Origin of the sequence: Halobellus rufus, assembly GCF_000739575.1 — an archaeon.
In the GTDB taxonomy this organism is placed as follows: domain Archaea; phylum Halobacteriota; class Halobacteria; order Halobacteriales; family Haloferacaceae; genus Haloquadratum; species Haloquadratum rufum.
This window is the reverse complement of sequence record NZ_BBJO01000033.1, coordinates 1-13715: the sequence shown is the minus strand read 5'-3', so window position 1 is coordinate 13715 and position 13715 is coordinate 1. Positions and strand designations below refer to the sequence as shown.

Here is a 13715-nt window from a genome sequence, read left to right as displayed (position 1 = left end):
GTCTTCTCAACGATCAAGCGGACGCTCGGCCACGCGGTGCGTGCCCGAGCGTGGTACCGCGAATTTCGTGAGATCGTCCTGATGTGTGCGGTCTACAACATCAAGCGAGCCGTGAAACCGTGAAACCAAGCGCCTTCTGGCGATTCACCAGAGCCCCCATCACAGCTTCTGGGTCAGAAGTTGTGCCGGGGGTGCTACTTATCCTCCTGATCTTCTCCCGTGTATGTCGTTACAATCGATGATTGCCCATATCCTCCCGCTCCGCCTTCGTCAGAGAATCCTGCAATTCCTCTGGCCGGTCTGGGACACTGAGCACCACCGACTCCGTGCACCGCTCCGTGCGCTCCTACCGACAGTGCTGACCTTTCTTTTCATCGCACTTTCCCAGACTGCAATCCGAGCTAGATTCAACCATCCAGTACGAGAACTTCTCGAATTGACTTCGATCGCCGGGATTCTCACCGGTGCGGTTCTTCTCAGTGCCCGCGTCTTTGACCGACGTCCGCTAAGTGGCTTCGGTCTCTCATTCGACCGGGAGTGGTGGCATTCGGTTGCTGTCGGCGGCCTCATCGCCACAGTAATCAACGCTGGAGCACTCGGCGTATCCCTCGCTGCTGGTTGGGCCACATTCAATGGAGTTATGCAGGTATCCGGCGAGCTACCGTTCCTGCCAGCGCTTGGAGTCGTGTTCGCGTACATCGTCGTCGCAGCCACGTGGGAAGAATTCATCATCCGCGGTGCGATGTTGACGAACCTTGCGGAGGGAGCGGCGGGATTCATCCCCCGGTGGCTGGCTATTGCATTCGCAGTCACGGTCAGTACACTCGTGTTCGCGTTTCTTCACGGTGCGAAAGTAACGCATCTAAGCCAGTATGGGTACTACCTGATAGCTGGCCTCATACTGAGTGGGGTATACGTTCTGACTGGAGAACTCGCTCTCAGTATCGGTTTTCACGTGTTCTATAATTTCACACAAAGCGCGATATTCGGACTCGGACATTCACAGCAGACCCCGGAACTCCTCGCTGCCGACATCATCGGCCCGTCTCAGTGGGTCGGAGAAGAGGGACTCGTCTTTGTCGGGTTCGCTCTCCTCGGCGGCCTGTTACTACTCGCGTATGTCCGTTGGCGTGATGGACCACTGGAACTCAGCGACCGCATCACCACGTACCACACCCGGTAACTCACTTCAACCAGAATCTATGCCAACTGCATTCCCCCACCCCAACCCCGTTGATCACACACCGCGTGAACGAACTAGTGTCGTTGTTGACGACGACTGCCCGACTAACGTGCTTCAAACAATTTCCTCGGACACAGCACAGGAAATACTAGCGGCGCTTGACGATGAGCCAGCGACCACCTCAGATCTCGCTGCAATAGCTGACACGTCGATACAGAACGCGAAGTACCACATTGAACATCTCTGCGAAGCCGGTCTCGTTGAGGCCGTCGATACACGGTACTCCAAAAAAGCACCGAGGTAGCGTATCTCGAACAGTCTTACACGCAGAGGGTGACTGCTGGTGGCGGGTCGTACTTGATAGCGCCCGCTGTCCCCCCGACAGAGACGAAAAACAACAGCAGTAAACCAAACTCCGTGTCAAGCCCAGCGGTACACAGCACGTCTTGCTTCGTTAGAGAGACTACTGTTTACTGCCGGAAATAGGAACGGTGGTACAAGCTACCAGAATCCGCACCGTGATGGAGACCTTTCGGTGCGATACGTACACCCCACAACAGTACGACACTCCACGTCGCTGAAGATTCTTCTTGGGACGTGCCGCTCCTAGGTTTCTCCTAAATAGCAGTGCATAGACCACTTCACACAGGAGATCCAAAGTGCGAAAATGCATCACAATCATCACAGTATTCGGCGAATTTCAGATAGAGAAACACTGTTTTGGGTTGTATATGCCTGCCAGTCTACGCATTATATAGGTATGCAAGAGACAGATCATACCGAACCCTGTGGCATCGGTATTCGAGGTGTCGCAATAGGAATCGATTCGTTCGTGTGGATCGCACTTCTGTTCGTTGCAATCTTCGTTACAGGTGTGTTCACGGGACAACTCGAAACAGGGGCACAAGGCATAAACACCGATCTATCCGGTACTCCTGCGTCAATCGCGTTGGGGCTGTGGTTCGTGCTGGCGCTCGGTTATCACACAGTCTTCGAGTGGCGGTTTGGGAAGACGATCGGGAAAGCATTGGTGAATATCCGTGTGGCGAGCGTTGAAGCTTCCCCGCTCACGCTCCGGGCTTCCTTGATACGGAACGTTTTGCGTCTCGTCGATTGGTTGCCCGGGTTGTATCTCGTCGGGATTGTGGGCGCAGTGGTTTCGGAGCGGAAGCAACGTCTCGGTGATCGACTAGCGGAGACGACAGTCGTCAGTTCGTGATACGTTAGGTCACGGTATACAAGATAAGTCACACCTCATCGTTTGATTTTACGAATCAATTTGACCGACTGATAGTTGGTTACCCTTGGTGACGGATCGCTATGCAGTGTCGATGATGTGATTGACAGTAGATGCGAGCAGTTTAGGTCGCCGTGTCGTAGAGACGGATTGTAACGCGACTTCCTTCAGGGTCGTTCTGCTCGAACTGAAGGTCGCCCCCCAACTGGGAGACTGCCCAGTTGACGAACCACAGCCCAATTCCCTGCCCGTGCTTGAGCTGTGTCTCAGTTCCAGTCACCAAGATTTCCTGTTCTCGTTTGGGGAGGCCAGGCCCGTTGTCCTTAACAGCGATTTCGGCTGTTTCATTTCCATCCGTTTGGATACTGATCTTGACGTGCGGTGAGTCCGTAGTTGTATGAGTGATGGCGTTGTCGACGAGTTCTGTGAGTGTTTGCTGAATTACTGTTCGATGAGACGTAATTGATACTTTGTCCGGGCAGTCAAGTGAGATGATTCCTGGATTGTCGTCAGTCTTGAATTGGTCGACGACTGTCTCCGCGATGGCTGTGAGGTCGACAGTTTCTGGCGGATTTGTGCTTGCTGTCATTACTTCCTCGGCCTTTCTGGCTTTCTTGCTAAGTTCTAGGAGGTCGGCCGTGCTATCTTGAATCCCTGATTGTATTTCTTCGTCGTTGATGTGGTCGGCGTATGCGAGTACGACATCGAGATCGTTCCGGACGTTGTGTCGGAGGATCCGGTTGAGTACGGTGAGTCGTTGTTCCCGGGTTTGCTGATCGGTTACGTCTCGGAAGAGCAGCGTTCTGGCGATCGGGTTGTCCTCGTCATCGGCTGGGGATTCGGTCACAGCAGAGACACTGAACTGGAACTGTCGTCGGCCTTTGGACGTTTGGAGTGCAACGGTTCCGGTGGTGCCCTCAGGGAAATTCGTCTGTTCGAGATCGTCAATAACTGACCGGATTGGCTCACCGATCATTTTCGTCGCTGAACTATCGAATACCTCTGCTGCGGTTTTATTGACATCAAGAATGTGGTTGTCCCAGTCGAGGACAAAGATTGGCTCCTGCAGAGTCTCAACGACGCGTGTTCGTGCCACGTAATCGGCTTTCGGGAAACCAGTCATAACCGGGTATCGTCGCACGGCAACGGCGAGGAGTACACCGGACAAGAGCAGGCCAGTCGTCGAACTGCTTGTGAGAGAGGTATTATTTCCTATCAAGCTAAGCAAGTAGGGGGCCGAAACTCCGCCGACAAGGACCGCAATATGCGTGTTCGAAATCCGGGGATGGCTGCTGCCGAAATCGATCAGGAGGTACGTCGCGTATACGTACAGTATGAACACGTAGATCAATTCCCAGCCGATTAACGAAGCTAGCATTCGCTCGATAGCTGTCTCTGATGGGCCGGTTGCGATTACAAGTCCGCTCAAAAGCACTGGGATGACAATACCGGCGAATAGAGCGATTCGTTTCCACGTTAGCCCTGTTCCTCGGCCAGTGTAGCTGAGTGCGTATACAATCCAAATACCCGGGATGATCAGTGCGGTACCGAACTGACCCAACGAGAGGCTCCCGGATAGTACCCCGTGAGACGATACACCCGGGAATGCAGAGCCGAAGGCCAATACTGCCCATAGTGTTAATACTGCGAGGAGTGAAACGAATGGTTCTGCACTAGGGCGTTCCCGAGATTGGAACGCAGTCCAAGTCGTCCAACCAAGCAGTCCGGCCGCAGCAGCGTTGAGAGTGAGTTCGCCGAGTGTTACGAAGAGAGCCATATTTCGAATTCTCAGGTCGATCTTGTTTGTCGTGTGTTATGAATGCGGTGGTGATTTGTTTTGAGTAGTCCAGTTGGTGGCATCGAACGGGAACCAGTACGGGCTAGATATGCAGCTATTTCACTTGGTTCGGTTGTCGTGGCACATCTCGAAGTAGCGACCGCTGCCGTTTCCGAACGGAGGGCCGAAGTGCGTTGTGGGGGAGTCGGGGGAGAGAGTGGGGGCGGGGTGTCACTCAGGTACCCATCTAGGGGCAAGACGGGCACGTGGAGCATATCCCACGCGGATAATAATACGTAGTTCCGCGTTTCCAGATCGGAAACAGGCAGAGCGTAGCTTTAGGGGTTAGTCGGTGACACTAACCCTCGCATCCATACTACCGTCGTCAAGAGAGACCGAGAGTGAGGTAGCGACAGCCTCGAATCGTTCTCGATGGTGGCCATCTTCACAGATGGTCATCTCAGTACGGACGAGCCCTGCGTCACGAAGATCATTGAGGCGACGGTATGCCGTCGGTCGTGAGATATCGGCGACTTCAGCCACATCACGACCACTCCGAGCTTGCTCGGCGATGGCTTCGTATACGCGGCGGGTGTACTCATCTCCGAACAGATCGAGGAGCTCGGCCGTCGTGAGACCGTTGGTCTCGGTGCGTTCGGATTGATGCTTCGACTGGGGTGCTTTGGGGTGGGCAGACATACTATTCGAGAGGCACCCTATCCTACTGGATGGTGGTGCTAGGTATGCAGACTTCTCTCTCACCGCATCTCTAGGAATGCAGATATACTGGGAAGAAAAGCCCATCAGTTATAGGGGTTCGTCTACCACGCACAGATAAGCAGACGAAACAGATGCCCGGAACCTATGATGTACATAACGTACGCGCGCTTGTTGTTGACGACGAACAAGAAGTAGCAGATGCGTACGCGTTGCGACTCCGCGGATACTGCGAAATCCAAACAGCGTACGGTGGTGCAGAGGCGCTCTCGATTATCGATGATTCACCTATCGATATCGTGCTCTTAGATCGCCATATGCCGGGTATGTCTGGTGATGACGTGCTATCCGAACTTGACGAGCGGGGCTTCTACGGCCGCGTCGTTATGGTGACTGCGGTTGATCCGGGAGTCGAAGTTTTGGATATGCCGTTCGACGATTATCTGTGTAAGCCTGTTGAGCGAGAAGATGTGCGTGCGGTGGTTGATCAGCAGCGACAGATTCTCGCCTACGAAACGCTCGGGGAATTCTTTAGCGCTGAAGCCAAACGCACAGTACTCGAAGCGGAAATGAGTCAAAAAAAACGCCGTAAGCATAGTGGATACGCAAAGACTGCAGAGCAAGCTGAGTATCTCGAACAACGGGCCCGGCGACTGCTGACTGACGATAGTATTCTCAATCAGTTCAACCAGATAGAACGGGAAGAGAAGTGATCTGGATTGAATATCAGCAGTCGAATCTCAGCTGAATTGAGGCACTAAGCCCCCTTCCTCAGCAAGTGTCGACCAAAGGGAGGGTGAACGCAGGAAGGGGATACAGCGTTCACGAGAGTTGCTCTGGTGCGCAAACGAGACGCTCTGCGTTTCATTTTCGGCATATCGAAATTCTGGTTGATACGTGACGATTCCGTCCACGTCGTCTAAGGTCCCTTCGTGTAACGGTTTGACCATAAACCCCTCGTCGGCACCATACTCGTCACCAAGCCGCCGTCGAGGGCGAGGCCGACGAACGCGACGCGGCCCCTCGTCTGTACCCTACTCGCTCGCTACGCTCGCTCCTTGAGATCGGGGGCTCCACCTTGAATTACGCTGAAATTCTTCGATGGCTACACGCGCCTAGCTGTGTTCTGAACCATTCACGGATTGCTTGCGGAGCGAAGCTGATCAATTCGATCACCGAGCGCGACCTTGACTGAGAGGGGATTCGGAATTAGTCGTCGTGTTGGTTCCAAGGCGTGCACGTCGGCGTACTCGGCGAGCGCATCAGCGACGGTTGTTCGCCCGACCTGCTCGGCGGCGTACTCATCAGCCGCTCGGATCCGTTGTCGAGCGAGCCAAAAGCCGGCGAGAGTCGCCCCCAGTGCGAATCCGAGTAACGGCCACTGTGGGCCGATACCAATGACAGACGCGATCAGTGCGAGACCCCCGACGAGAACTGTCCCGACCCTCACCTCGAAGACGTAGGCTCGAAGTCGACCGGCCTCGATCGCCAGTAACGCAGTGGCAGTCTCGTCGTCAAAGGCGTCAAGAAACGTGCTCGTGACGAAGAGACGACGGTAGGTCGGCGGGCCACGAACGAGCGTGTCCGCAGTTTCCTCGTTCTCGGTGTCGAGGATCCGGACGTCTCGAACGTCAAGACCGGCGCGATCACAGAGTCTCTCCAGTTGAGCAGCAGTATCTCCAGTTGGTTTCGATGTCGAACGAAGAACAGAGATGAGCCACGGTGCCGCGTACAGCATCCCGAGCACGAGCGTTGTGAGTCCGACAGCGAGCGCCAATGGTGCGGACTCGATTGAGACCACCTGCAGTGGGACGAGTACCACGGTGAGAAGAGCACTTACTCCAATGACATACCGTGTCATCTTCCGGACCGACGTACTGGTGGCGAGATTAACGTCACGCACGTCGCGGATGCCCCGTACCGTTGGAAGATATGAGACAATCCAGACACAGCCGGCCGCGAGGAACGTGACGAAATCAGCGAGCACTCGAGTCACGAGTTCCGGAGGGGCGGGCAGGATCGTGAGGAAGGCAGCACCGACTCCGGTGAGGGCTAACACGCCGTAGGCGAGCAGTGCATATGGGAAGAGGACAGCCGCATACAGCAGTCGGTATTTTCCCACGGGGTTTCGAAGCCGACGAACGACAACGCTACCGATAGCGCCGAGCAGACCTCCGATGAGTGCGAGTCCTACGAGCGAAGCGATTGCAGCACCGACCGAGGGTGGCGCCGTTTGGAGGGCGATCATAGCTACGTTTTTCGATAACTCACACAAAAATCATCGAGTGTTGCGACCATCTAATACGTCACGATTGACGGGTCTAGAACCGACCCGGGAACGGTACAGGCGCGAAGGAAGCCGAGTAGTCAACCGTCAGTATAGCGGGTACACGGACCGGGAGAGGTGGGAGTGAAAAATCCGTATTCAGAGTTGGCAGGGTCGGCCGAGCTCTCGTTCGTATTTCGATTTAATTCGTTTGAACAGATCCTGACCGAGTTCTGTCTGGAAACGTGGCGCGGCGGTAGCAAAAAACTCGTCTAGATTCTCGAACTCGGTAAAGTGGTCATTCGTCTCGGCTTCGTCGTACCGGTCTTGGCGCTCATACTTGAGCGCCTGGAGACAATTATCCACCAGATCCATATCTTTGACGAACTGTGCCGTCGGGTTGTCGCGGGCTTCGTACTCTTCCCAGAGCGAAAGCAATTCGGTGTCGTTGAATGACCCGACGAGATCGGTTACCGCGCTCCGTTCAGCTGCCTCCTTCTCTGATGTGGGGGTGGTCTGACGTCCGTTCTCCGCGCGGGTTGCGATATCGCCAGTGCGAGCTTCACCAAGGTCGTGAATGAGTGCCATCGTCACAGCTTTCTGGCAGTCAATACCTTCCTGCTCGGCATAGAGCAGACAAAGCGTCGCTGTCCCCCACGTGTGGGCTGCGACCGATTCAGGCGAGTCGATATTCCGGAGCACCCATCCCGTCCGCAGTTCGTCCTTCAGGTCGTACCATTCGAGCAAGGAGTCGAGTTCCTCGGCCGTCATACTGGGGGGGAAGGCAAGCGGCCAGTTCAAAATATCGAGAGCATTTCATCGAATAACCGACACTCAGTCAATATACCTGAAATCGGATTCTCACGCCTGCTGGGGCTTGTGATATCGTGAATTAAGCACCGTGTTCGGGACGAGAAACATCACTGTTGAGGAGTTTTATAGGCTCCCGACACTCCCTACTACGCGGTGGTATTCGTCGTCATTAGATCGGATAACTCGAACAGTCGGACGTCTTCACGGGTGTCAGCGGCGGTTTCAAGATCGTCAGTGTACCCAGAGCGGCTGAACAACACGTACAGCGGCTCACCGTCCGCTGGCCCGTCTGCCCACCGGACCTCCGAGGCTGTTCGTTCGAGGTTGGCGAGGACACCTTCGCTCACGGGGTTCGACGTGAACTTACACTCGCCGGCGACGAGACCGTCGTCGGTGAGACCGAGGACATCCAGTTCGTGTTCCTTGAACCACCACTGCCCGACGTCACGGAACTGCCGGTCAACGAGGTCTGGGAGTGCCCGCTGGCAGAGCCGTTCGAACAGTGGGCTCACGTAATCTGCGAGGCCTGGTGCGACGAGTTCGTCGTATGCGTCGTCGCCGAGCAGCCGCAGCTGGTCTTGCTTTCCGTAGACGAACCGGAACCAGAACCGGAACAACGGTGCAGCGATCCGATACCGCCCGCGTTTCGAGGCCGTCGGCGATTCCGTTATGGGGATGTGGCGTTCGACGAGTCGGAGGCGACGAAGCTTTTGTAGATAGGTGCTGAGTGATCCCGACTCTACGCCGGCCATCCCGGCGATCTCGTTCGGAGTGCGTCGCCCGTGGGCGAGCGCACGGAGAATGCTGAAGTACGTGTTCGGCTGTCGGAGTTCGGTGCGGAGCAGGAACTCGGGTTCGGAGTACAGCAGTCCCTGTTCTGAGAGGATTCCTTGCTGGACGTTCGTGCCGAGCGACTGAGCGGGATGGATGGTTTGCAGATAGTACGGCGTACCGCCGTAGATCGCCCACGCCATAAGAGCCGTCTCCGGATCGTACTCCGGGAAAAACTGACGAGCGTCGGGGACGTCGAGCGGTTTGAGGTCGATAGTCGCTGTTCGTCGCCCGTACAGCGGCGCGCTTCCGGAGAGTACCTTCTCTTCCATCACGCTGATCGACGAGCCGACGAGCACGAGCGTCATCCCCGTCTCTTGGAGCTCCAGATCCCACACGCGCTGGATCCGTGACGGGAGTGAGTCATCCTCTTCGATGAGGAACGGGAATTCGTCGATGACCACAATCGCGTCCTCATCACCGAGAGATTCCAGCAGGACTTCCCAGTCACGGCGGACGTTCTGCAACGCAGGGAACTGTGTGGTAGCAGTGTCGACGAACTGTTCGAGTTGGTTCTGCGCAGTGGATTCGACTGCCTGGTAGTAGACGGCGTCGTCCCGGTCAGCGATGGACTGGTGAACGAGTTCGCTTTTGCCGAGGCGACGACGACCGTAGATCACGATGAAGTCCGCTGTCTCGGACTCGTAACAGGCCGTGAGTTGATCGAGTTCGACGTCCCGATCAACGAAGTGTTCCATACCCCCGATACCATTCCCACACAAATAGAACTCCCGATTTTGGAAATCAAGATTTCAGAAATCGCTATTTCTACCTTCTGGTGTGGCAGAGAACTTATCGACGCGTCGACAAGGTCTTTCGTTGGATTTCTTCGCCGGCAGCTCCTAAAGTACGGACTGGCCTCGAGAGGATTTACGGTCATCGTCAGCCTCACGCTGGCAAACGGACTAGGGATTGTATGAGATGCGCCGCTGTCGGTTGCTCAGCGAAAGACGGTGACAGAGGAGCGTCACACACGGGGGATACATACGCGGCTGCTACTGGTACTGATATCACCTCTCACGATTTTCCTACCCTTACAGTCCGCGCTGGTTCTGACTAGACGCTGTCTTGAGGGATTCCGGTTCTCACAGAGGGTTGGGAAACCGTCCTACAACACTCTCCAAGAGCGGTATCCACTGTACTGCACGAGAGAGTGCTTTTAAGTGAAATCCACGAGATCAGCCGTTGGGCCGGGATCTGTATATCAAATTCTTCACTGATGGGTACTGTTATGCCGTTGTGAGGAGTTCTGCGTGTCTTGCCGAAACGGGTCCATCACGGTGCGGATGATGTTGGCTTCTGCTTTCTGGAGATGCTCGCTGGCTGTTGGTGGTGCGCAGTTGAGTGCGGCGGCGATATCGTCGTGAGTTGATTTTCGAGGCTGGTTATAATAGCCAAGATCGAGCGCGGCTGTGATTGCTTCACGTTGTCTGTCGCTTAGCCTCGCCACGGGGCCTGCGTCGTGTCTTTCGAGCTGTCCTACTTCATCGATTTGAACGTCGACGCTATCTGGGGCAGCTTCGAGAGCACGCTGGAGTGCTGACGTGTCACCGATAACACGGGCTGACATCGTCCCGTTACGGTAGATGATTGGTTTGCGGACGATGATTCCCACTTGTGAGCTTGCTCGATGGATCGCAGCAAACAGAGGCGTTTCTTGCGGGCGCATCACAACCATCACGAACGTCTGTCCCTGGGTAGTTTCGGACAAATCTACCGAATCGATCCCGGCCGTATCAGCTGCGCGCTCGGCAAAAGCCGTTGGGTCACCATCGACAGTATACAGGAGTGTCGACTGTTCACTGGTGGTCAGACTCCAGTCGATTAACCGAGCTTCTGCGATGACTGCTGAATCGGCTAGAAGCGCGAAAAACTCCGGTGCTCGGTCATCGTCGACGTGAACTGTCACCTGAAGATGTTTCATTAGCGGCCTCTCGAATATGAGAAGGGATAAATCCCCGATACATACCTCACAGAATCTCTATTCCACGGCGGGGCATACTACAGAGCAATGATGGAAACCGTGGTGGACTCTCCTGATGACAGACCGCCTACTGATGAAACGAAGCGACGAACTCTTCTGACTGGTCGGCCGCTCGTAGATGGAACGCCAGTTAACGGACCAACACTCGAACTAGACCCCGAGGGCCCTGCTAGTGACCTGCTGCGACAGTCGCCTCACCCGCTTGTTTCTGACCCTGTCAGCCGAACGTGGGCAACATTGCTGGAGCGGCCAGATCCAGACGAGACTGATCGCCCAGTCCTTGTTCAATGGGTATCACCGGAATCTCCTGCACCACCCGTTCACTACCACCAGACGACTGAGACATTCAAAGTGCTTGAAGGGCAACTCACTGTTGTCTGCGACGGAGAGCCGATTCATCTCAGTCCCGGGGAATCGCTGACTGTTGACCCACGACAAGAACACACGTTCCGAAACGAGACGGAGGACACCGTTGCATTCAGGGCTGAGCTTCCATCGATTCGAACGGTAAAAGGCCTCTACACCGGCTGGGGGATTGCTCACGAGGGCGGCAGCGATGGTAATGGTGAGTTCACCGGGCCGGGATTAGGACAAGCGCTCGTGATAGCAGCCGATCTCTACGATGAAACAACGATGACGATGGCTCCTATACTGGCGCAGCGGTTCCTGTGGGCGACGGTCGGTCGAGTTGCTCGGCTATCGGGAGTGAGCGGTACTGATGACGCGTATCTCGACGCGTCATTCTGGAATCAACACGTCGAACAGCCAGACTGGGGACAAGCTGAGGATGTCACGTACTGACACACGACTGCCGGCGTTCAAGGGTGGTTTGTCAGTCCCGGTTATCACATATCTTGTCGTGCTTTCGATCCTGTCTCTCCTCTTGCTTGTGACCCCGCACGGATCGCCGCCACCCATCTTGGGTATGGTGTGGGGCGGAGTTCTTGTTGCAGTGGCTGTCGGTGCATTCCGTATCGAGGGAGTCTCACCACGCTCGATCTTCTCGTCTCCTCAGTCAGTTATCTCCGTAACTGGTGTTCTCATTACGTTTTGGGGGCTGTACAACCTCATCGCATTCAGCCTCGCACTAGGAGGTGCTATCGGGTTTGAAGCTTCGTGGTCAAGCGTTGCTGCCCACCCGCTTCCCTATTTTGCGGCCCTGTGTAGCTCGTTCTTATTCACCGCAATCCCAGAGGAACTGGTTTTCCGTTCGTATTTCCAGCAGAAGTTTACCGCTATAGCGGGGGATAAAACGCGTCGGACAGTTGCTGGGGTTGTGGTCGCAGCAGGTCTGTTTGCTGGCTTCCACCTTCCACGGTGGTTTCTCGCGTCGGGACACGAAGTCGGTACTGCACTGGCGATCCACTTGCTTGGATTGCTGCTGATGGGCCTTACGTACGGGGTCGTGTACGTACTCACTCGTAACCTGTGGCTAGTCGCTCTCATACATGCGACAATGAATTATCCACCGGTTTTGATCACGATGAACGTCCCTTCTAACCTTCATTTCGTCGTTGGTGTCATCGAATACGCTGCAATTATATCGATCGTCTTTGTGGCCGTGCGGATGACAGGATCAGGTCGAACAACCCTTCTCTGGTCTCAGCAAGAGGCGCCATCTATACCAGACAATTGAGGGAGAAGAACTCCTGCCCAAACAGAGACCACTCAGTCAAGGGGTTAGATAGAACGTGTCACTACGTGTTTATATTCTCCAACGGCGTCTACACGTTCGGCATTCTCTGCCTGACCCCAGAATGGCTTCAATCACCAAAAATCGCCAAAGAAAGACCGAGACGTCGGCTGGACGTAGATCCGCTCGAACCTTCCTTACAGCCGTCGCGCTACTCACGGTTTCATCCTTCGGCGGTCTACTGATTATTGAAGGTTTCAGTAGACTTCAGGTACGGTTGGGTCTTGGCGACAGCTTCGCATTGACCTTCCTCGTTGGAGGAGGACTCGCTACGCTCTGGTTCGCCTTCGTCGGCGTCGCCTACCTACGGTTCCGGCCAGTGACGATTCACTACGATCTCCGGTGGCCGACGATTCGGGATGGCGGTTGGATCCTTGGCGGATTGGCGGCGATTATCACTGCATCGCTCCTGACCGAAATCGTAGTGAGCCAGTTCGGATCTGGTTCGGCGACGAATATTTCGAGCGCAGCGGCGGTTGAGAACCCCGTGTTAATTTATTCCGTGTTCCTCATCGGTAATCTCTTGCTCATCGCGCCAATCGAAGAGTTCCTGTTCCGCGGTGTCATTCAGGGCCGCCTACGTGAATCGTATGGAACAATCGCTGCGGTCACCATTACCTCGGTGGGGTTCGGCCTCACGCACATCCCGAGTTACTGGTTCGGAGGTTCTGATCTCCTCTCCATTGGCGTCTGGGGGGCCGTAGTGAGCATCGCAGCGACCGGCTTCATCCTCGGCTACGTTTACGAACAAACGAACAGTTTGCTGACGGTGAGCATCATCCACGGGCTCGTGAACACGATTGGAATCGGGCTTGCCCTGCTCGCATTCCTGTGAACGCAGCTACCACCTTCCACTCTGGGGAGAGTTGGGTATCATTCAGCATTTTCGAGGTGGAGCCCCCGACCTCAAGGAGCGAACGGAGTGAGCGAGTAGGTCGGGGAGAAAACCGATATGGTACGACACAACCGCCACACTGCGACCGATCGACTCCCGAGTCTATAAGTACCGTCGGGTATTCTCTGAAACTATGGGCGTGCGTCGAACCGCCGTCGTGAAACTCGCTGTTTCCGACAAACAACGCGACGCACTCCACCGAACCGCTGAACAATACCTGTACTGCGCGAACCGAACTGCCGACTACTGTTGGTCCGACACCTCCTCCACCCAGTGTGAGACCAACAAGCGAGAGGTCCGTGACGCGCTCTACTCCGAA

The 13715-nt window shown here is 55.3% G+C and carries 13 protein-coding genes and 2 pseudogenes; 9 read left to right on the top strand and 6 right to left on the bottom strand.

The window, feature by feature from the left end; translation table 11 throughout:
• The 4 genes and pseudogenes from ACP99_RS20075 to ACP99_RS13690 form a co-directional block, all read left to right on the top strand.
• Window positions 1–123, top strand: a pseudogene (locus tag ACP99_RS20075) (IS5/IS1182 family transposase); the annotation flags it as partial.
• A 313-nt stretch (window positions 124–436) separates the two neighbouring features.
• Complete coding sequence (locus ACP99_RS13695) at window positions 437–1183, top strand: CPBP family intramembrane glutamic endopeptidase (protein ID WP_231554301.1); 747 nt, start codon at window positions 437–439, stop codon at window positions 1181–1183.
• Between the two features lie 19 nt (window positions 1184–1202).
• Window positions 1203–1487 (top strand): ArsR/SmtB family transcription factor, encoded by a 285-nt coding sequence (locus tag ACP99_RS19375; protein ID WP_081927473.1) that lies wholly within the window; start codon window positions 1203–1205, stop codon window positions 1485–1487.
• Window positions 1488–1943: 456 nt separating this feature from the next.
• Window positions 1944–2402 (top strand): RDD family protein, encoded by a 459-nt coding sequence (locus ACP99_RS13690; RefSeq protein ID WP_049987142.1) that lies wholly within the window; start codon window positions 1944–1946, stop codon window positions 2400–2402.
• 142 nt (window positions 2403–2544) lie between these two features.
• Here ACP99_RS13690 and ACP99_RS13685 read toward each other — a convergent pair whose 3' ends face one another.
• Window positions 2545–4197: an ATP-binding protein gene (locus ACP99_RS13685; RefSeq protein ID WP_049987141.1), complete on the bottom strand. Its 1653-nt coding sequence runs from the start codon at window positions 4195–4197 to the stop codon at window positions 2545–2547.
• Between the two features lie 345 nt (window positions 4198–4542).
• Window positions 4543–4896 (bottom strand): helix-turn-helix domain-containing protein, encoded by a 354-nt coding sequence (locus ACP99_RS13680; RefSeq protein ID WP_049987140.1) that lies wholly within the window; start codon window positions 4894–4896, stop codon window positions 4543–4545.
• Window positions 4897–5048: 152 nt separating this feature from the next.
• On the opposite strand from ACP99_RS13680, the gene ACP99_RS13675 reads away from it, so the two are divergent.
• Complete coding sequence (locus ACP99_RS13675) at window positions 5049–5627, top strand: response regulator transcription factor (RefSeq protein WP_049987139.1); 579 nt, start codon at window positions 5049–5051, stop codon at window positions 5625–5627.
• A gap of 422 nt (window positions 5628–6049) precedes the next feature.
• Here ACP99_RS13675 and ACP99_RS13670 read toward each other — a convergent pair whose 3' ends face one another.
• The 4 genes from ACP99_RS13670 to ACP99_RS13655 all read right to left on the bottom strand — a co-directional run bounded on the left by ACP99_RS13670 (window position 6050) and on the right by ACP99_RS13655 (window position 10748).
• The gene (locus ACP99_RS13670) at window positions 6050–7162 is read right to left on the bottom strand and encodes a peptidase (protein WP_049987138.1); all 1113 of its coding nucleotides are present in this window, start codon (window positions 7160–7162) and stop codon (window positions 6050–6052) included.
• 177 nt (window positions 7163–7339) lie between these two features.
• On the bottom strand, window positions 7340–7951 hold the full coding sequence (locus ACP99_RS13665; protein WP_049987137.1) for an HD domain-containing protein: 612 nt from the start codon (window positions 7949–7951) through the stop codon (window positions 7340–7342).
• A gap of 188 nt (window positions 7952–8139) precedes the next feature.
• Complete coding sequence (locus ACP99_RS13660) at window positions 8140–9522, bottom strand: ATP-binding protein (protein WP_049987136.1); 1383 nt, start codon at window positions 9520–9522, stop codon at window positions 8140–8142.
• 515 nt (window positions 9523–10037) lie between these two features.
• Entirely contained in the window at window positions 10038–10748 is a 711-nt protein-coding gene (locus ACP99_RS13655) for a helix-turn-helix domain-containing protein (RefSeq protein WP_049987135.1), read from the bottom strand.
• A gap of 87 nt (window positions 10749–10835) precedes the next feature.
• Between ACP99_RS13655 and ACP99_RS21255 the strand changes: the two genes are divergently transcribed.
• The 4 genes and pseudogenes from ACP99_RS21255 to ACP99_RS20985 form a co-directional block, all read left to right on the top strand.
• Window positions 10836–11609, top strand: coding sequence for a cupin domain-containing protein (locus ACP99_RS21255; protein ID WP_156105730.1), 774 nt, complete (start codon window positions 10836–10838; stop codon window positions 11607–11609).
• Entirely contained in the window at window positions 11596–12444 is an 849-nt protein-coding gene (locus ACP99_RS13645; RefSeq protein ID WP_049987133.1) for a CPBP family glutamic-type intramembrane protease, read from the top strand. The genes ACP99_RS21255 and ACP99_RS13645 overlap by 14 nt, the downstream gene beginning before the upstream one ends.
• A 121-nt stretch (window positions 12445–12565) precedes the next feature.
• Window positions 12566–13336, top strand: coding sequence for a CPBP family intramembrane glutamic endopeptidase (locus ACP99_RS13640; protein ID WP_049987132.1), 771 nt, complete (start codon window positions 12566–12568; stop codon window positions 13334–13336).
• Window positions 13337–13529: 193 nt separating this feature from the next.
• Window positions 13530–13715 (top strand): annotated as a pseudogene (locus tag ACP99_RS20985) (RNA-guided endonuclease TnpB family protein); the annotation flags it as partial.

What these genes read in the sequence shown, in the direction of transcription:
- ACP99_RS13655 (WP_049987135.1), bottom strand. Translation starts at nt 10,748, where the DNA reads ATGAAACATCTTCAGGTGACAGTTCACGTCGACGATGACCGAGCACCG.
- ACP99_RS13680 (WP_049987140.1), bottom strand. Translation starts at nt 4,896, where the DNA reads ATGTCTGCCCACCCCAAAGCACCCCAGTCGAAGCATCAATCCGAACGC.
- ACP99_RS13670 (WP_049987138.1), bottom strand. Translation starts at nt 7,162, where the DNA reads ATGATCGCCCTCCAAACGGCGCCACCCTCGGTCGGTGCTGCAATCGCT.
- ACP99_RS13685 (WP_049987141.1), bottom strand. Translation starts at nt 4,197, where the DNA reads ATGGCTCTCTTCGTAACACTCGGCGAACTCACTCTCAACGCTGCTGCG.
- ACP99_RS13665 (WP_049987137.1), bottom strand. Translation starts at nt 7,951, where the DNA reads ATGACGGCCGAGGAACTCGACTCCTTGCTCGAATGGTACGACCTGAAG.
- ACP99_RS13645 (WP_049987133.1), top strand. Translation starts at nt 11,596, where the DNA reads ATGTCACGTACTGACACACGACTGCCGGCGTTCAAGGGTGGTTTGTCA.
- ACP99_RS19375 (WP_081927473.1), top strand. Translation starts at nt 1,203, where the DNA reads ATGCCAACTGCATTCCCCCACCCCAACCCCGTTGATCACACACCGCGT.
- ACP99_RS13690 (WP_049987142.1), top strand. Translation starts at nt 1,944, where the DNA reads ATGCAAGAGACAGATCATACCGAACCCTGTGGCATCGGTATTCGAGGT.
- ACP99_RS21255 (WP_156105730.1), top strand. Translation starts at nt 10,836, where the DNA reads ATGATGGAAACCGTGGTGGACTCTCCTGATGACAGACCGCCTACTGAT.
- ACP99_RS13675 (WP_049987139.1), top strand. Translation starts at nt 5,049, where the DNA reads ATGCCCGGAACCTATGATGTACATAACGTACGCGCGCTTGTTGTTGAC.
- ACP99_RS13640 (WP_049987132.1), top strand. Translation starts at nt 12,566, where the DNA reads ATGGCTTCAATCACCAAAAATCGCCAAAGAAAGACCGAGACGTCGGCT.
- ACP99_RS13660 (WP_049987136.1), bottom strand. Translation starts at nt 9,522, where the DNA reads ATGGAACACTTCGTTGATCGGGACGTCGAACTCGATCAACTCACGGCC.